The following is a 16,554-nucleotide window of genomic DNA, read 5'->3' on the forward strand; positions in this document are numbered from 1 at the left end:
GGGTCGTGGGGCGTGAGGCCGCCCTACGGCCCCGTCACCGTCTTCGCGGCCGCCACGCCCCGCTTGACCGCCGCCGAGGCGACCTGAGAGGCGAGCTGACCGGCGACCTTGAGCTGGTCGCCGACCTGCTGCGTGGCCGCGAGCGGCGCGAGGAGCTTGTCGGCGCGGGTGAGCAGGCCGTCGGCCCGCTCGACCACCCGGTCGAGGTCGGCGACGGCGGCGGTGAAGGCCGCGACGGAGGTGCTGAACTCGCGCAGCGCGGCGGTGAGGTCGGCGTCGGGCTGGGTGGCCGGGGCGTCGTACTCGCTCATGACGACAAGGCTAGGTTCCCGGCCGGGGAGCGGGTTTCCGTCGCTGCGGTGACATGTCTCACGTCGCCGGTCTCGCCCCCCGTTCGTAGGGTCGGGGGATGCCTACCCGCCGGTACAGTGCGGTCCGGCACCACCAGCGAAAGGGAACCCGATGACCCGGCTTTGTCAGACCGAAGGCCTCACCGAGGACCAGTCCGAGATCCTGAAGGCCGTGCGCGTCTTCGTGGACGAGCAGATCATCCCGGTCGCCCAGGAGCTCGAGCACTCCGACACCTACCCGCAGGAGATCGTCGACGGTCTCAAGGAGCTGGGCGTCTTCGGCCTGACCATCCCCGAGGAGTTCGGCGGCCTGGGCGAGTCCCTGCTGACCTACGCCCTGGTGGTCGAGGAGATCGCCCGCGGCTGGATGAGCGTGTCGGGCGTCATCAACACCCACTTCATCGTGGCCTACCTGCTCATGCAGCACGGCACCGAGGAGCAGAAGCAGAAGTACCTGCCCCGCATGGCGACCGGCGAGGTCCGCGGCGCGTTCTCGATGTCCGAGCCCGGCCTGGGCTCCGACGTGTCGGCCGTGTCGACCAAGGCCACCAAGCAGGCCGACGGCTCGTACTCCATCACCGGCCAGAAGATGTGGCTGACCAACGGCGCCAGCTCCACGCTGGTCGCGCTGCTCGTCAAGACCGACGAGGGCGCCGACAGTGTCTACAAGAACATGACCACCTTCCTCGTCGAGAAGGAGGCCGGGTTCGGCGAGACCGCCCAGGGCGTCACCGTGCCCGGCAAGATCGACAAGATGGGCTACAAGGGCGTCGAGACGACCGAGCTCATCCTCGAGGGCCACCAGATCGCCGCCGACCAGATCCTCGGCGGCGAGCCGGGCAAGGGCTTCTTCCAGATGATGGACGGCGTCGAGGTCGGCCGGGTCAACGTCGCCGCCCGTGCGTGCGGCCTGGCCTGGCGCGGCTTCGAGCTCGGTGTGGCCTACGCCCAGCAGCGCAAGACCTTCGGCAAGGTCATCGCCGAGCACCAGGCGGTGCTGTTCCGGATCGCCGAGATGGCGACCAAGGTCGAGGTCGCGCACAACATGATGGTCCGCGCCGCTCGTCTCAAGGACACCGGCAAGCGGATGGACGTCGAGGCCGGCATGGCCAAGATGGTCGCCTCGGAGTACGCCAACGAGGTCGTCGAGGACTCCTTCCGGATCCACGGCGGCTACGGCTACTCCAAGGAGTACGAGATCGAGCGGCTGATGCGCGAGGTCAAGTTCATGCTCATCGGCGAGGGCACCTCCGACATCCAGAAGATGATCATCGGCCGCCAGCTCCTCAAGGAGTACAAGCTCAAGTGAGTGGAGCGACTGCGGTGAGCAAGACGAACCCGGGCAACTTCTTCGAGGACTTCACGCTCGGGCAGGTCATCCGGCACGCCACGCCGCGCACCGTCACCGAGGGTGACCGGGCCGTCTACGGCTCGATCTACCCGACCCGGTTCGCCGTGCCGTCCTCGGCGGTGTTCGCCGCGTCGGTCGGGCTGGACCAGCATCCGGTCGAGGAGCTGATCGCGTTCCACATCGCGTTCGGCAAGACCGTCCCGGACGTGTCGTTGAACGCGGTCGCGAACCTGGGCTACGCCGAGTGCCGGTTCCACCGCCCGGTCGTGCCCGGTGACACCCTGAGCACGACCTCGGAGGTGATCGGGCTCAAGCAGAACTCGAACGGCAAGAGCGGCGTGGTCTACGTCCGCTCCACCGCGGTCGACCAGCGTGAGCGGGTCGTGCTGGAGTGGGCGCGCTGGGTGATGGTCCACAAGCGGGACCTCGATGCGCCGGCGCCGACCGCCGTCGTACCCGAGCTCGCGTCGGTCGTGGCGCCCGCGGACCTGGTGGTGCCCGAGGGGCTGGACTTCTCCGAGTACGACTTCGGCGCGGCCGGTGAGCCGCACCGCTTCGGCGACTACGTCGTGGGGGAGAGGATCGACCACGTCGACGGTGTCACGCTGACCGAGTCGGAGCACCAGCAGGCCACCCGGCTGTGGCAGAACACCGCGAAGGTGCACTTCAACACCGAGGCGCGCCCGGACGGGCGCAACCTGGTGTACGGCGGCCACATCATCTCGATGGCCCGGGCGCTGTCCTTCAACGGCCTGGCCAACGCGCAGCTGGTCGCTGCGATCAACGCGGGTGCGCACACCGCGCCGGCGTTCGCGGGCGACACGGTCTATGCGTGGTCCGAGGTGCTGGACAAGGCCGAGACCGCGGCGCCGGGGGTGGGTGCGCTGCGGCTGCGGCTGGTGGCGACCAAGGGGCGTGACGAGTCGATGACGCTGCGTGGTGAGGACGGGAAGTACGCCCCGGGCGTGCTGCTCGACCTCGACTACTGGGCCCTCGTCCCGCGCTGACCGGGGTACCGGTCAGCCCTGCGGGACCACGGTGGTCTGCACGTCCTTGATCGTGTAGGTCACCTCGTCGTCGACCCCCTGCGCGATCCGGTCGATCATGACCGAGCTCGGGTGGTCCTGGCCGTCGGGCCACTCGATCTTCTTCTTGGCGATCCCGGGGGCATGGGCCTGCTCGAGGATGTCGTTGATGGTCAGCCGCGCGAACTCCGGCGCGGGCGAGCCGGCGAGCGGTCCGTCGACCGAGGTCGCCTGCTCGACCTCGCCGTCGTGCACCACGACCTCGACGGTGCCGGTCTGCGGGCAGAAGCAGAGCACCTCGAGGTGGTAGGAGTAGTCCTGCGCCGCGAAGGTCGGGTATGTCGGCGCGGCACTCGCGCTCCCGGTCGCGGTGCCGGAGCTGCCCGGCGCCGTCGCGGTCGTCCGGTCGGCGGCCCGGTCGGACTCGTGGCTGCAGGCGGACAGCGCCAGCAGCAGCGGCACGGTGAGGGCGGCGGTGACGGCGGCGGAAGGCGGTCGCATGGTGCTCATGATGCCTCGGACGGCCCGCGCGGCCCGATGGTTCCCCGGCGTACGGGCGCCTGACCGGGACGAAACTGTAACAAGTTTCATTTTGGCCGTGACCTGGGTCACAGAAGGCTCGTTGGTCGGTCATGCCTCGACCCCCGCATGTGCGGCGTCTTCTCGGTGTGTCCGTCGTCGTCCTCGCCCTGTCCGCGTGCGGGTCGCAGCTGGACCCCGCGACCGTGGCGAAGGTGAACGGCCAGTCCGGTGGCGGTGGCACCGACCAGACGAGCGGCGTGGCGGCCCCGGCCGGCGGCTCCGACGCCGGTGCGCCGACGCCGGGCGGCGACGTCCCCGGCGGTGGTGCCGCGGCTCCCGCCGCGGGCTCACCCGCTGCCGGCGGTGACGCCGGAGCCACCCCCGGCGCGGGGAGCGCGAAGGGCGGCGGCAAGTCCAAGGGCAAGGGCTCGCCGACCGGCACCGCGAAGGCGGCCTCGTGCGACGGGTTCAAGAACCAGACCGGGATCACCGACACCACCATCACCCTTGCGAACGTCGCCGACATCTCGGGTCCGGTCCCGGGCATCTTCGAGGCCTCCCAACAGGCCGCCCGGGCCTACGTGGAGTACTTCAACTCGCAGAACACGATCTGCGGGCGCAAGCTCGCGATCACCAACCTCGACAGCCGTGCCGACGCTGGCGCCGACCAGCAGGCCTACACCAAGGCGTGCAGCTCGGCGTTCGCCGCGGTCGGCTCGATGGGCGCCTTCGACTCCGGCGGCGCCTCGACCGCGCAGGGCTGCGGCCTCCCGGACATCCGGGCGGCGATGACGACCTCCGAGCGGGCGGCCTGCTCGACCTGCTTCGGCGTCTACTCGGTGCGGCCCAACCTGATCGCCGACTCCGGCCCGAAGTGGCTGGCGGCCCAGTACCCCGACGCGGTCAAGAACGTCGGAATGCTCTACATCAACGCCGGTGCCGCCGTCGGCAACGCGAAGAGCCAGGCCGCGGCCTGGGGGAAGATGGGCTGGTCGGTCAACTACCTCCAGGGCATCGACGTCGCGGAGTTCAACTTCGCGCCCTACGTCCAGCAGATGAAGGACAAGGGCATCAAGATGGTGGTCTATCTCGGTCCCTACCAGAACACCGTCAAGCTGCAGCAGGCCATGCAGCAGCAGGGCTTCAAGCCCGACGTGTTCATGCAGGACCCGACGATCTACGACCAGCGCTACGTCCAGCAGGCCGGCGCGCTCGCCGAGGGCACCTTCGTCTACTCCACCATCGACCTGTTCGAGAACAAGGCCAACCCGGAGATCCAGCTGTACCTGTCCTGGCTTAACCAGGTGAAGCCCGGCGCGGTGCCGAACTTCTACGGCCTGTTCGCCTGGTCGGCGATGCGCCTGTTCGTCGAGCAGGCGACCGCGCTCGGCGGCAAGCTGACCCGCGAGTCACTGGTGGCGGCGGTCCGCAAGGTCAACGACTGGACCGGCAACGGCGCCCATGCGGCGATGCGGGTGGGCACCGCGGAGACCCCGCCGTGCCAGAAGATCATCCAATACAAGGGCGGCCGCTGGCAGCAGGTGTCACCCGGCACCTGGCTGTGCGGGAACGTCGTCAACTCGGGGATCAGCGGATGACGGGCACCCGGAGCCGGGTCCGCCGCACGGCCGCGGTCGCGCTCGCGCTGCTGGCCCTGACGGCCTGCGGGTCCCAGCTCGACCCGGCCACCGTCGCGAGAGCCAGTGGCCAGGACGGTACGGCGGGCGACACCACGAGCACCGGCGGCGACACCGGACTCCCGGCCGGCGAGGCACCGGCCGCGGGCGACGTACCGGCTGCGGGCGAGGCACCCGCAGCCGGTACCGCCGGTGACGCGCCGGCGGCCGGGGCGACCGGCGGCGCCGCGGACGGTGGCGGAGGAGGCAAGTCGAAGGGCAAGGGCGCGCCGACCGGCACGGCGAAGGCGGGCTCGTGCGACGGGTTCAAGAACCAGACCGGCATCACCGACAGCACCATCACCCTCGCCAACGTCTCCGACATCTCCGGACCGGTACCGGGCATCTTCGAGTCGGCACAGCAAGCGACGCGGGCCTACGTCGAGTACTTCAACTCGCAGAACGACATCTGCGGGCGCAAGCTCGCGCTGGTCAACCTCGACAGCCGCGCCGACGCCGGCGCCGACCAGCAGGCCTACGTCAAGGCCTGCAGCGACGCCTTCGCCGCGGTCGGCTCCATGTCGGCCTTCGACTCCGGCGGCGCCGCCACGGCCGACGCCTGCGGGATCCCCGACATCCGCTCGACGATCGTCAACCCGGAGCGACAGGCCTGCAAGACCTGCCTCGGCACCTACTCGATCCGCACCAACCTGATCTCCGACCCGGCCGCGAAGTGGCTGGCCGCGAAGTACCCGGACGCGGTGAAGAACGCGGCCTTCCTCTACATCAACGCCGGTGCCGCCCCGGTCAACGCCAAGAGCCTCGCTGCCGGCTACGAGAAGGCGGCCGGGTGGTCGGCGAAGTACGTGCAGGGCATCGACGTCGCGGAGTTCAACTTCGCGCCGTACGTCCAGCAGATGAAGGACAAGGGAATCCGCGCGGTCATCTACTACGGGCCCTACCAGAACACCGTGAAGCTCCAGCAGGCCATGCAGCAGCAGGGCTTCAAGCCGGACTTCTACCTGCAGGACCCGACGATCTACGACAAGCGCTACGTCCAGCAGGCGGGCGCCGTCGCCGAGGGCACCTACGTGTTCTCGCCCAACGACCTGTTCGAGAACAAGGCCAACGCCGAGATCCAGCTGTACCTCTCGTGGCTGCAGCAGGTGAAGCCCGGCGCGATCCCCAACTACTACGGCCTGTTCGCCTGGTCGGCGACCCGGCTGTTCGTGGAGAAGGCGACGGCGCTCGGCGGCAAGCTGACGCGCGCCTCGCTCGTCGACGCCGTCCGTGCCACCACGGCCTGGACCGGGAACGGAGCCCACACCGCGATGAACCTCTCGACCGGGGCGACCCCGCCCTGCCTGAAGATGATCCAGTTCAGCGGCGGCCAGTGGTCGCAGGTCTCGTCCGGCACCTACCTGTGCGGCACCGTCGTCGACTCCGGGATCGGAGGCTGATCGTGGGCTCCCTCTTCGCCTTCACGCTGCTGGGCCTGTTCACGGGCGCGGCGTACGCCATCATGGCCAGCGGCCTGGTGCTGACCTACACGACCACCCGGGTGTTCAACATCGCCCACGGTGCGTTCGGCATGTTCCTGTCCTTCGTGTTCTGGGACTTCACCCAGCGCCAGGGGATGCCGACCGTGCTCTCGCTGATCCTGGTGCTCGGCGTGGTGGCGCCGGCGATCGGCTGGTTCATCCAGCGCTTCGTCACCCGCGGGCTGGGGGAGGGGCCGGTCTCCGTCGCCCTGGTCGTCACCGTCGGCCTCCTCGTCGGCCTGATCGGGCTGGCCCAGCAGATCTGGCCGCCGGAGCCCCGGGTGCTGCTGCCGTTCTGGTCCGGCACCGGCTGGCAGCTCGGCGACACCTTCGTCACCGCCCACCAGCTGGTCACCCTGGTGTGTGCGGTCGCCGTCGCGTTCGGGCTCTACCTGTTGCTCAGCCGGACCCGGATCGGTACGGCGATGCGGGCCTCGGTCGACAACCCCGAGCTGCTCAAGCTGTTCGGCGGCAAGCCCGACCGGGTCGCGGCGCTGTCGTGGTCGATCGGGATCTCGCTGGCCGCCCTCGGCGGCATCCTGCTGACGCCGGTCGTCCTGCTCGACTACTACGCGCTCACCTTGCTGGTGATCAACGCGTACGCCGCCGCGATGCTCGGGCGGCTCAAGAGCCTGCCGATGACCTTCGCCGGCGCCATGATCCTCGGCGTCCTCGAGTCGTGGGCCGTCGGCTACCTGCCGACCGACGGGTTCCTGGCGTCCTTCCGCCCGGTCATCCCGGCGCTGTTCCTCTTCGCGATCGTGGTGCTCATGCCCCAGGCCCAGCTGCGGATCGGCCAGGTCAAGGGCATCGTCACCGCGGCGGTGCCGTCGATGCGCCTCTCGATCGGCTCCGGCACCGGCCTGCTGCTGGTGACCCTGCTGTTGGTCAACGTCGTCGCGCCGAACCAGGTGCTGCTGATCGGGGTCGCGGCGACGTACGCGATGGTGATGCTCTCGCTCGTCCTGCTGACCGGGTACGGCGGTCACGTCTCCCTCGCCCAGTTCACCTTCGCCGGCGTCGGCGCGCTCGCCTACGCCAAGCTCGACGAGCCCAACCTGCTCGGGCTGCTGCTCTCGGCGCTGATCGCGGCCGCCGTCGGCGCGCTGGTCGCGCTGCCGGTGCTGCGGCTGACCGGCCTCTACCTCGCGCTGTCGACGATGGCGTTCGCGGTGCTCATGGACAAGGTGGTCTTCAACGCCGAGTTCGCGTTCAAGTTCAACGGCACCCTGGCCGCCGAGCGGCTCTCGATCCTCGGGCTCCGGATCGGCTCGGACACGGCGTACGTGTGGTTCATGGTGCTCGCCTTCGTGCTGCTCGCGCTGGGCCTGCTGGTGCTGCGCCGCGGCGCGCTGGGCCGGCTGCTGATCGCGATGCGCGACAGCCCGTCGGCCTGCGGCACCCTCGGCCTGGACATGCGCTGGTTCCGGGTCGGCCTGTTCGCCCTGTCCGCCGGCATCGCCGGCTTCGCGGGCGGCCTGTTCGCCGGCCTGCGCGGCACGGTCGGCGCCGCGGACTTCCTCTACTTCCAGTCGCTGCTGGTGCTCCTGCTCGCCGTCGTCTTCGGCGCCACCTCGGTCACCGGGGCACTGCTGGGCGGGGTCGCGCTGATGCTGCTGCCCGAGCTCCAGGCGGCCTCGCCGGGCATGGCCGGCCTGCTGTTCGCGGTCATCGGGTTCGGGGCGGTGCTCCTGGGCCGCGACCCCAACGGCCTGGCGAACCACCTGTTCCGGATCGGGCGCTGGCTGCGGGCGCGGCTCGCGCCGGCGCTGGGTGGTCGGCTGGAGGGCCGGTTGCAGGGACTGCTGCCCCGCGGCGGAAGCCCGGGAGGGACGGACGGCGCGGTCGACGTACCGCTGGTCGACATGGCTGTCGACGTGGCTGTCGACGTGGAGAAGGTGGGCTGACGTGGCACTGCTCGAGGTCGACGACGTCGTGGTCCGGTTCGGGGGCGTGACCGCCGTGAACCGGGCGACCTTCACCGCGGACCGGGGCGTGATCACCGGCCTGATCGGACCCAACGGTGCGGGCAAGACCACCTGCTTCAACGTGATCACCGGCCTGCAGCGGCCCACCAAGGGACGGGTCCGCTACCGCGACAAGGACGTCACCGGCTGGCCGGTGCACCGCCGGGCGCGGCACGGCGTGGGCCGCACCTTCCAGCGGCTCGAGGCCTTCGGCTCGCTGTCGGTGCGTGACAACGTCCGGGTGGCCCAGGAGATCCACGGCGGGCCGCTGGCCTGGTTCGGTGGCCGGCGGGGCGCCGTCGGCGTCGAGATGCTGCTCGACCGGGTCGGCATCACCGAGTATGCCGACGAGCGGGCCGACTCGATCCCGACCGGCACCGCGCGGCTGCTGGAGCTGGCGCGCTGCCTGGCCAGCGATCCCCAGCTGCTGCTGCTCGACGAGCCGTCCTCGGGCCTCGACGAGACCGAGACCGACGCCTTCGGCGAGCTCCTCGTCGACCTCGCGGCCGAGGGCTGCTCGATCCTCATGGTCGAGCACGACATGGACCTGGTGATGAGCGTGTGCCACGACATCCACGTGCTCGACTTCGGCGAGATCATCGCTTCGGGCGCCCCGGCCGAGATCCGCACCGACCCCGACGTCCAGCGGGCCTACCTCGGCTACGCGGAGAGCGACGGCGACACCGCGGTCCTGGAGGTGACCTCGTGAGCGTCCCGATCCTCGACGTGATCGACCTGCACGCGGCGTACGGCCGGATCGAGGTGCTGCGGGGCGTCGACCTGTCCGTGCCGCGCGGCGCGGTGATGGCGCTGCTCGGACCCAACGGCGCCGGCAAGTCGACGCTGGTGAAGGTGATCAGCGGTCAGAAGGAGGCGACGTCCGGGGACATCCACCTGGCCGGCGTCCACGTGCAGGGCGCCGCGTCCGACGCGCTGGCCCGGGTCGGGCTGTGCACGATCCCCGAGGGTCGCTCGGTGTTCCCGAACCTGACCGTCGAGGAGAACCTGGTCCTGATGTCGTACGCCGGCGTCCCGGCCTCGGCCGTCCTCGACACCGCCTACGCGTACTTCCCCCGGCTGCACGAGCGGCGCCACCAGCTCGCGGGCACCATGTCCGGCGGTGAGCAGCAGATGCTGGCGATGTCGCGGGCCCTGGCCTCCGACCCGGCGCTGCTGCTGCTCGACGAGCTGTCGATGGGACTGGCGCCGCTGATCGTCGACGAGCTCTACGAGACCGTCGCCCGGATCGCCGAGTCCGGCGTGTCCATCCTCTGCATCGAGCAGTTCGCGCGGACCGCGCTGCGGGTCGCCGACTACGCCGCCGTGATGAGCGGCGGGCGCATCGTGGCCACCGGTGAGCCCGGGGAGATCCTCGAGACCATGGCCGACGTCATCCTGGGAGGGGCAGCATGACCAGCACACGCAGCACGCTCCGGGTCGCCGTCACGGGAGGGATGGTCGGCTGCCTGGCGCTGCTGGCCGCAGGTCCCACTGCGACGCCGGCCTCCGCCGACGACGACGGCGGCGGCGCGACGTCGTACGGCGGCTACACCACCACGGCCTGGTCGGCACCGATCCGGGTCGAGGTGTTCGAGCCGAGCATCCCGATCCCCGTCGACGCCGGGCAGGCCCAGGTCGAGTTCGACATGGGCTACAGCAAGGTCAAGGCGGACTCGGGTGAGTCCAAGGGACGCGCCAGCCTGTTCTGGCCGGGCGACCCGGTGGGCGAGGGCCTGAAGACCTTCGGCGAGCAGCTGGGGCTGCCGCCGACGCCGCTCACCGAGAACGGCTACCCGATGCAGGTCAACTCGCAGTACCCCGGCGACGTGCCGACGCAGAAGGACGAGTCGATCCCCGGCGCGATCATGACCACCACCTCCGGCGAGGGTACGGCGAGCGCGGAGACCGGCTTCTCGCCGGACGGCACCGTGCTCGGCCCGGACGGCGCGAGTGCCGACCCGTCGCAGAAGTCGGGCCTGATGGACCTGCTGACCGGTCTCACCGGGATGCTCACCGGCGGTGGGCTCGGTGGCCTCCCGGGGGCGGCTCCGACCGGCACGGCGACCAGCCCGACCGCCCCGACCGCGCCGGCGGCGGCGCCGGGGCTGCCGCCCCAGCTCGCCGCGCTCATCGACGTCGACGGCTACGTGTCGACCTCGAAGATGGAGGCCAAGGACAGCAAGGTGGTCGGGGTCTCGCGGGCCACGCTCGGCGAGGTCCGGCTGCTCGGCGGCCTGATCACCCTGGGCGGCGTCGAGACGGTCGCGAAGGCCACCTCCGACGGCGCCACCGGCACCGCGACCGGTACCGCCATCTGGGGCAAGATGGCGATCGCCGGCCAGGAGTTCGGGATCGGCCCCGACGGCGCGATCGTGCCCAGTGGTGGGGGCACCACCCCGATCCCGGGTCTCAACCAGCTGCCGCTCGACGCGCTCAAGGCGCTCGGCGTGACCATCGAGATCCCGCAGCAGGTCCGCACCGTCGACGGCGACGCCGGCACCAGCATGTCGCAGGGCCTGCGGATCACCATCGACACCCAGCTGCTCTCGCCGCTGCTCAAGGCGCTGCCGACCAACGTGCTCGGCGAGCTGATCCCGGCCCAGGCCGGCCCGCTCAAGGGCGTGGTGTCGGGCCTGTCCAACCTGGCGCCCAAGGTGGTCGTCACCCTCGGCGTCGCGAGGGCCGAGGTCGACACGGTGCCGCCGATCGACTTCGCCGCGCCGCCGGCGGCAGCCGACGCCGCCCCACCGGCCGCGGAAGCCCCGGCGCCCGCGCCGGCCGCCGGCTCCGTCGGCGTACCCTCGGCCGCGACCCCGGTCCCGGTCGGCACCGTGCCCACCGCGGGTGCGGCGCCCACGGGCGACCTCGTCGACGCTGCCCCGACCAGCGCCGGCCTGCCCGAGCTGTTCTCGATCCCCGGCATGCTCCTCGTCGCCGCCTTCGCCCTCGCGGCGGTCGCCGGCTCGTGGTTCCGGCGACTCGGTGCCGCTGCCCTCGGCATCGGCGCGTCCTGTCCCCACGGCCTCGACAGCGGCCTCCCCGACCTCCGAAAGGCCTGAGCCCATGACCACCGCAGCCACCCCCTCCGGGCGTGCCGGCAGCCTTCCCCGTGCAGGGGAGTCGACCCGCTCCGGGATCGCGCCGCTGAAGGACAACCACTACGCCCTGCTCCAGGTCGTGCTGTTCTGGGCGGGCGCGATCATGCTCCCGCTCGGGATCGTGGTGATCATCCTGGGCTGGTACGGCGCCGCCAACACGCCGTACCAGTGGGACCAGATGTCCTACGTCGTCTCCGGCGGCATGCTCGGCCTCGGCCTGACCTTCGTCGGCGGCTTCCTCTACTTCGGGGCCTGGCTGGCGCGGATCGCCGCCGACGGCCGCGAGTCGTCCAAGCGCCTCGCCGACACCCTGCTCGTGCTCGCCGAGGTCACCGCGACCTCGGCCCGCACCGACGACCAGGGCCACGACATCGGCGCCATCCCGGTCGTCGCCGGCGGCGGCACCACCATGCACCGCCGTGACTGCGCGCTGATCGCGCACCGCGACGACCTCACCCCGGTGGGTGAGGACAATGCGCACCTGGCGACGTGCCGGGTGTGCCGGCCGACCGCCCGGCGCTGACGTCGGCCCCCTCGCCCGCCCGGTTGCCGAACCAGCGAGCCAGGGGGAGCAGGGTCAGCACCAGCACCATGGGGACGACGAACCCGAACCGCAGCTCGTCCTTCCCGACCACGCCCGTCAGCACCGCGCCGAGGAGCCCGCCGACGTAGTTGAACTGGTTGAACCGCGCGATCACCGCATCGACCCGCTCCACCGAGCCGCCGGCGATGCGGGCTGCCGCGGAGAAGCTCAGCGGCGCGACCACGGAGATCCCGGCGCCGGTCAGCGTGAACCCGAGCACCGCGACCGGCCAGGTCGGGGCGGCGGTGACCACCACGAGTCCGCCGCAGGCGACCACGGCACCGATGCGCAGCACCGGGGTGACGCCGTACCGCTCCACGATCGAGTCGCCGGCGAGACGGACCAGGAGGCTGGCGACCAGGTAGGGGAGGGTCGCGAGGGCGACCCAGCGTGACGGGGCCTCGACGACCTCGTCGAGGTAGACCGCGCCCCACGTCTGCGCGGCGGTGTCGACCATGTAGAAGACGACCATGCCGAGGCCCACCATCAGGATCGGGCGCCACGGGATCGCCAGCTCGGCGCTGCCGGTGGCGGCACCGGTGTCGCGGGGGAGGAAGCTCGCGGCCGCGACGACGAGCGGGAGCACGGTGATCAGCGCGGTCCACGGCAGGTCGACGTCGGCGGTGGCGAGCGTGACGGCCGCACCCAGCAGGCCGCCGAAGGTCCACGCGCCGTGGAAGCTCGGCAGGATCGTGCGCCCGTAGCGGCGCTCCAGCGCGACCGCCTGCATGTTGGTGGTCGCGTCGACCATGCCCAGCCCGACGCCGTAGACCCCCACCCCGACGAGGTACGCCGCCCACACCGGCGCCGCGAGCATCAGTGCCGCGCCACCCGCGACGAGCACCAGCCCGGCCCGCAGCACCCGGGCGCTGGCCGCCCGCACCGACAGCCTCTCCGCGAGCACCGAGCCGGCGCCGGCGAGCAGCACGATCGCCAGCAGCACCCCGGAGATCCCGAGCTCGGACAGGTCCCACCGGTCCTTGATGTCGGGCAGCCGGGTGGTCAGGCCGATGAAGACGAAGCCCTGGGTGGCGAACCCGGCCGCGATCGCGAGCCGGTAGCGGTGGAGGGTGGTGGGCATGCGGGGGATCCTGCCACTGCTCGGGGGTGGCTGGCAGGATGTCGGCATGGCCGATTCCGCCTTCCTGGCCCGGCATGGGGCGACCGAGTGGAGCGTCTCGGGACGGCACACGTCCCGCACCGACCTGCCGCTGCTCCCCGAGGGCGAGGAGGTCGCGCGCGGGCTCGCCGGCCGCCTCGCCCGCACCACCTTCGCGGAGGTGCTGACCAGTCCGTTGCAGCGCGCCCGTCGTACGGCGGAGCTGGCCGGGTTCCCCGACGCCGAGGTGTGCGAGGACCTCCTCGAGTGGGGGTACGGCGACTACGAGGGCCGCACCACCGCGGAGATCCGCGAGCAGGTGCCCGGCTGGACCATCTGGACCCACCCGAGCCCCGGCGGCGAGACCGCGTCCGCCGTCGCGGTCCGCTGCGACCGTGTCGTGGCCCGGATCCGGGCCGCCGGCGGCCCGGTCCTGGTGTTCGCCCACGGTCACGTGCTGCGCGCCCTCGCCGCACGCTGGCTCGGCCTCCCGGTCGCCGACGGGCGCCTGTTCCGCCTCGACACCGCGACGCTCTCCGAGCTCGGCCACGAGCGCGAGACCCCGGTCCTGCAGCGCTGGAACAGCTGATCTCGGGACAGGTCGACCCGGGTGCTTGACGAACGGCGCATCGCGCAGCACGGTGTCGAACATGCCGACCGATGAGCCCGGTCCGCCGGTGGGCGGACCTGACGGGGTGCGCGTGGAGTGCCCACGCTGCCCGACGCCCGTGGCCGAGGTGGGCGACGGTCGCTGGTCGTGCCCGGACCACGGGTTCGTCGTACCGCTCTGGCGGCCGTCGACCTCCTCCTACGAGGAGTTCGCCGCCCACCTCCAACGGGTCGGCCCGTCGTTCCCGACCTTCCTGCCCTGGCCGCTCGGCCCCGGCTGGTCGGTCAGCGACTTCGCTGCCGTCGTCTCGGACGGCGCCGCGACCCGCGCCACGATGGCGTGCGTCGCGGGCACCAGCCAGCTCGACGGGCCGGTCGACGTGATGGTGATCAGCGAGGAGCCCGGCACCGGCTTCGGCGCCCGGGTCGCCGGGCTGACCACCCCCGACGACGCCGAGCTGCTCGACCCCGGCCACGAGGTCGGCGACGGCCCACCGCCGGTCCGGGTCCGCGTCGACCAGTACCCCGTCGGCCTGTGGCCGGTCTCGGTCAGCACCTCGCCGGGGGAGTGGGACCGCTCCGTGCTCGCGGGCGAGGCCGGTGGTCGCTGGCTGTGGCTGGTGCTGCGGCCGGCCTCCGCGATCCTGCTGCTGCGCGACGACTGGATCCTGCGCGACATCTCCGCCACCGGCCCGCAGCTGGTCGCGCTGCCGTTCGGAGGGCCCGCACCCTCCTGGTGACGGTCCTGAGTTTCGCCATTCCCGCTCGCGCGGGAGCCCGGATGCGGGAGCATCCCCTGCGGACCACGAGGAGGCCCGCATGGCGCGGAACGCGCAGGCGCTGCAGCGTCGTACGGCAGAGGCGATCGCACAGCGATCCGACCTGCCCGTCCGCACCCGGACCGCATCCACGGGCCTGCGGGCCCGGCTGCGCTACGGGTTCGACAACACCATGTCCCGAGGTACGCCGGCCCTGGTGGCCTGGCTGTTCGCCGTCACCGTGCTGCTCGTGGTGGTCTTCGCGGTCATCGACGTGGTGTCCGGGATGCGCCGCGACCAGCTCGGGTTCTGGGAGGCGGCCTTCCAGGCGCTGCTGCACGCGCTCGACCCCGGCACCGTGGCCGGTGACACCGGCGCCCGCTGGAGCTTCATCCTCACGATGCTCGTGCTCACGGTGGCCGGCCTGTTCATCGTCAGCGCCCTGATCGGTGTGATCGCGGCCGGCATCGACGCCCGGATCGCCGAGCTGCGCCGCGGCCGGTCCGTCGTACTGGAGAGCGGCCACTCGGTCATCCTCGGCTGGTCGGACTCGATCTTCACCGTGATCAGCGAGCTCTCCATCGCCAACGAGAGCCGGCGCCGACCGGTCGTGGCGGTGCTCGCCGACCGCGACAAGGTCGAGATGGAGGAGGAGATCCGCGCCAAGGTTCCGGACCTGCGCGGCACCCGCGTGGTGTGCCGGTCCGGCGCGCCCTCCGACATCGACGACCTCGCGATCCTCAGCCCCACCTCCGCGCGCTCGGTCGTGGTCCTGTCCGGCGACGGCGCGGAGCCCGACCGCGACGTCATCAAGGCGCTGCTCGCGCTGCGCTCCCTGCTGGCGGTCGACGAGGGACCGCGGGTCGTCGCCCAGCTGCGCGACCCGGCCAACCTCGAGGTCGCGCGGCTGATCGGCCGCGACCGTCCGGGCGGCATCTCGCTGCTCGACATCCGCGAGACGGTGGCCAAGCTCGTCGTCCAGACCTCCCGCCAGTCCGGCGCCGCCGCGGTCTACCGCGAGCTCTTCGACTACGAGGGCGACGAGATCTACTTCCTCGAGGAGCACCCGCTGGCCGGGGCGACGTACGCCGACGCGCAGCTGCACTACGACCAGCTGACGGTCATCGGGGTCGCCCAGGGCAGCAGCGTCCAGCTCAACCCGCCCCCGGACACCGTCGTCGGGGACCGCTCCCTCGTCGTGATCGCCGAGGACGACTCGGTCCTCGCCGCCGCGCCCCGCTCGGTCGCCGCCGTCGCCGAGGACGCCTTCGCGGACCATGCCGGCGAGCCGGCCCGCCCCACCCACGCCGTGGTGCTGGGCTGGAACGAGCGGGCACCGATCATCCTGCGCGAGCTGGACCGGTACGCCGCCCCCGGCTCGACGCTCACCGTCGTGACCGAGCACGGCGCGCCCGGCGTACCCACGACCGCGAACCTCGCCGTCACCGTGGTCGAGGCCGGCACCACGCGCCGTGCGGTCCTCGACGAGCACGTCCCGCCGGGTTGCGACCAGGTGATCGTGCTGTGCTACTCCGACGACCTCGACGCCGAGGCCGCCGACGCCACGACCCTGATCACCCTGCTCCACGTGCGCGACATCCTGGCCCGCTCCGAGAGCAGCACGCCGGTGATCAGCGAGATGATGGACGACCGCAACCGGGTGCTCGCCCAGGTCGCCGACATCGACGACGTCGTCGTCAGCGGCGAGATCGTCAGCCTGATGGTGGCCCAGCTGTCCGAGGACGCCCGGATCGAGCCGGTCTTCCACGACCTGTTGGAGGAGGAGGGCAGCGAGATCTACCTGCGCCCCGCCGAGTGGTACGTCGCCCCCGGGCGCGAGGTGAGCTGGGCGACCGTGGTCGAGGCCGCCGCCCGCCGGGGCGAGACCGCGATCGGGTTCTCCTCGGCCCGGCTGGCCGAGCCCGGGTCCCGGGTCGGCGTCGCGGTCAACCTGGCCAAGGGGGAGACGGTGGTGGCCGAGCCCGGTGACCGGGTGGTCGTGCTCGCCGAGCTGTGAGGCCACCCCCACCCCGGA

Annotated in this window: 15 protein-coding genes; 12 read left to right on the forward strand and 3 right to left on the reverse strand. The window is 71.8% G+C overall.

All coding sequences use genetic code 11. The annotated features are described in order from the left end of the window. Nucleotides 1–23 precede the first annotated feature (23 nt). The gene (locus FBY23_RS09495) at nucleotides 24–311 is read right to left on the reverse strand and encodes a hypothetical protein (RefSeq protein WP_141797920.1); all 288 of its coding nucleotides are present in this window, start codon (nucleotides 309–311) and stop codon (nucleotides 24–26) included. Nucleotides 312–462: 151 nt separating this feature from the next. On the opposite strand from FBY23_RS09495, the gene FBY23_RS09500 reads away from it, so the two are divergent. Then, entirely contained in the window at nucleotides 463–1,659 is a 1,197-nt protein-coding gene (locus FBY23_RS09500) for an acyl-CoA dehydrogenase family protein (RefSeq protein ID WP_141797921.1), read from the forward strand. Between the two features lie 14 nt (nucleotides 1,660–1,673). Then, nucleotides 1,674–2,708, forward strand: a complete 1,035-nt coding sequence (locus tag FBY23_RS09505; protein WP_141797922.1) for a MaoC family dehydratase — start codon at nucleotides 1,674–1,676, stop codon at nucleotides 2,706–2,708. A gap of 12 nt (nucleotides 2,709–2,720) precedes the next feature. Here the strand turns inward: FBY23_RS09505 and FBY23_RS09510 are convergent, their stop codons facing one another. Next, nucleotides 2,721–3,227, reverse strand: a complete 507-nt coding sequence (locus tag FBY23_RS09510; RefSeq protein WP_141797923.1) for a DUF6174 domain-containing protein — start codon at nucleotides 3,225–3,227, stop codon at nucleotides 2,721–2,723. A gap of 167 nt (nucleotides 3,228–3,394) precedes the next feature. On the opposite strand from FBY23_RS09510, the gene FBY23_RS09515 reads away from it, so the two are divergent. From FBY23_RS09515 to FBY23_RS09545, 7 genes are read left to right on the forward strand one after another with little or no spacing between them, the layout of a single operon-like run. Next, nucleotides 3,395–4,846, forward strand: coding sequence for an ABC transporter substrate-binding protein (locus tag FBY23_RS09515; RefSeq protein ID WP_141797924.1), 1,452 nt, complete (start codon nucleotides 3,395–3,397; stop codon nucleotides 4,844–4,846). Beyond that, nucleotides 4,843–6,324: an ABC transporter substrate-binding protein gene (locus FBY23_RS09520; protein ID WP_141797925.1), complete on the forward strand. Its 1,482-nt coding sequence runs from the start codon at nucleotides 4,843–4,845 to the stop codon at nucleotides 6,322–6,324. Before FBY23_RS09515 ends, FBY23_RS09520 begins: the two co-directional genes overlap by 4 nt. Before the next feature lie 2 nt (nucleotides 6,325–6,326). Continuing rightward, nucleotides 6,327–8,312 (forward strand): ABC transporter permease, encoded by a 1,986-nt coding sequence (locus tag FBY23_RS09525; RefSeq protein WP_260805859.1) that lies wholly within the window; start codon nucleotides 6,327–6,329, stop codon nucleotides 8,310–8,312. A 1-nt stretch (nucleotide 8,313) separates the two neighbouring features. Then, a complete protein-coding gene (locus FBY23_RS09530) occupies nucleotides 8,314–9,081 on the forward strand; it encodes an ABC transporter ATP-binding protein (RefSeq protein WP_141797926.1) in 768 nt (255 codons plus the stop codon). Then, nucleotides 9,078–9,785 (forward strand): ABC transporter ATP-binding protein, encoded by a 708-nt coding sequence (locus FBY23_RS09535; RefSeq protein ID WP_141797927.1) that lies wholly within the window; start codon nucleotides 9,078–9,080, stop codon nucleotides 9,783–9,785. The genes FBY23_RS09530 and FBY23_RS09535 overlap by 4 nt, the downstream gene beginning before the upstream one ends. Further along, entirely contained in the window at nucleotides 9,782–11,431 is a 1,650-nt protein-coding gene (locus FBY23_RS09540) for a hypothetical protein (RefSeq protein WP_141797928.1), read from the forward strand. Before FBY23_RS09535 ends, FBY23_RS09540 begins: the two co-directional genes overlap by 4 nt. A 4-nt stretch (nucleotides 11,432–11,435) precedes the next feature. Beyond that, nucleotides 11,436–11,993, forward strand: a complete 558-nt coding sequence (locus FBY23_RS09545; RefSeq protein WP_141797929.1) for a hypothetical protein — start codon at nucleotides 11,436–11,438, stop codon at nucleotides 11,991–11,993. Here the strand turns inward: FBY23_RS09545 and FBY23_RS09550 are convergent. Beyond that, a complete protein-coding gene (locus FBY23_RS09550) occupies nucleotides 11,923–13,134 on the reverse strand; it encodes an MFS transporter (protein ID WP_186348224.1) in 1,212 nt (403 codons plus the stop codon). The genes FBY23_RS09545 and FBY23_RS09550 overlap by 71 nt on opposite strands. A 46-nt stretch (nucleotides 13,135–13,180) precedes the next feature. Here FBY23_RS09550 and FBY23_RS09555 point away from each other — a divergent pair, with 46 nt between their 5' ends. The 3 genes from FBY23_RS09555 to FBY23_RS09565 all read left to right on the forward strand — a co-directional run bounded on the left by FBY23_RS09555 (nucleotide 13,181) and on the right by FBY23_RS09565 (nucleotide 16,536). Next, nucleotides 13,181–13,741, forward strand: coding sequence for a histidine phosphatase family protein (locus FBY23_RS09555; protein ID WP_141797930.1), 561 nt, complete (start codon nucleotides 13,181–13,183; stop codon nucleotides 13,739–13,741). 61 nt (nucleotides 13,742–13,802) lie between these two features. Next, nucleotides 13,803–14,501 carry a DUF6758 family protein gene (locus FBY23_RS09560; protein WP_260805860.1) on the forward strand — a complete coding sequence of 233 codons (699 nt, stop codon included), beginning with the start codon at nucleotides 13,803–13,805 and terminating at the stop codon, nucleotides 14,499–14,501. 79 nt (nucleotides 14,502–14,580) lie between these two features. After that, nucleotides 14,581–16,536 carry a CASTOR/POLLUX-related putative ion channel gene (locus FBY23_RS09565; protein ID WP_141797931.1) on the forward strand — a complete coding sequence of 652 codons (1,956 nt, stop codon included), beginning with the start codon at nucleotides 14,581–14,583 and terminating at the stop codon, nucleotides 16,534–16,536. The last annotated feature ends 18 nt before the right edge of the window (nucleotides 16,537–16,554 follow it).

This window comes from Nocardioides sp. SLBN-35, assembly GCF_006715725.1.
Classification (GTDB): domain Bacteria; phylum Actinomycetota; class Actinomycetes; order Propionibacteriales; family Nocardioidaceae; genus Nocardioides.

Excerpts from the sequence above, each read along its gene's own strand:
- FBY23_RS09555 (WP_141797930.1), top strand. The coding sequence starts at position 13,181 with ATGGCCGATTCCGCCTTCCTGGCCCGGCATGGGGCGACCGAGTGGAGC.
- FBY23_RS09550 (WP_186348224.1), bottom strand. The coding sequence starts at position 13,134 with ATGCCCACCACCCTCCACCGCTACCGGCTCGCGATCGCGGCCGGGTTC.
- FBY23_RS09500 (WP_141797921.1), top strand. The coding sequence starts at position 463 with ATGACCCGGCTTTGTCAGACCGAAGGCCTCACCGAGGACCAGTCCGAG.
- FBY23_RS09545 (WP_141797929.1), top strand. The coding sequence starts at position 11,436 with ATGACCACCGCAGCCACCCCCTCCGGGCGTGCCGGCAGCCTTCCCCGT.
- FBY23_RS09540 (WP_141797928.1), top strand. The coding sequence starts at position 9,782 with ATGACCAGCACACGCAGCACGCTCCGGGTCGCCGTCACGGGAGGGATG.
- FBY23_RS09520 (WP_141797925.1), top strand. The coding sequence starts at position 4,843 with ATGACGGGCACCCGGAGCCGGGTCCGCCGCACGGCCGCGGTCGCGCTC.
- FBY23_RS09495 (WP_141797920.1), bottom strand. The coding sequence starts at position 311 with ATGAGCGAGTACGACGCCCCGGCCACCCAGCCCGACGCCGACCTCACC.
- FBY23_RS09560 (WP_260805860.1), top strand. The coding sequence starts at position 13,803 with ATGCCGACCGATGAGCCCGGTCCGCCGGTGGGCGGACCTGACGGGGTG.
- FBY23_RS09510 (WP_141797923.1), bottom strand. The coding sequence starts at position 3,227 with ATGCGACCGCCTTCCGCCGCCGTCACCGCCGCCCTCACCGTGCCGCTG.
- FBY23_RS09565 (WP_141797931.1), top strand. The coding sequence starts at position 14,581 with ATGGCGCGGAACGCGCAGGCGCTGCAGCGTCGTACGGCAGAGGCGATC.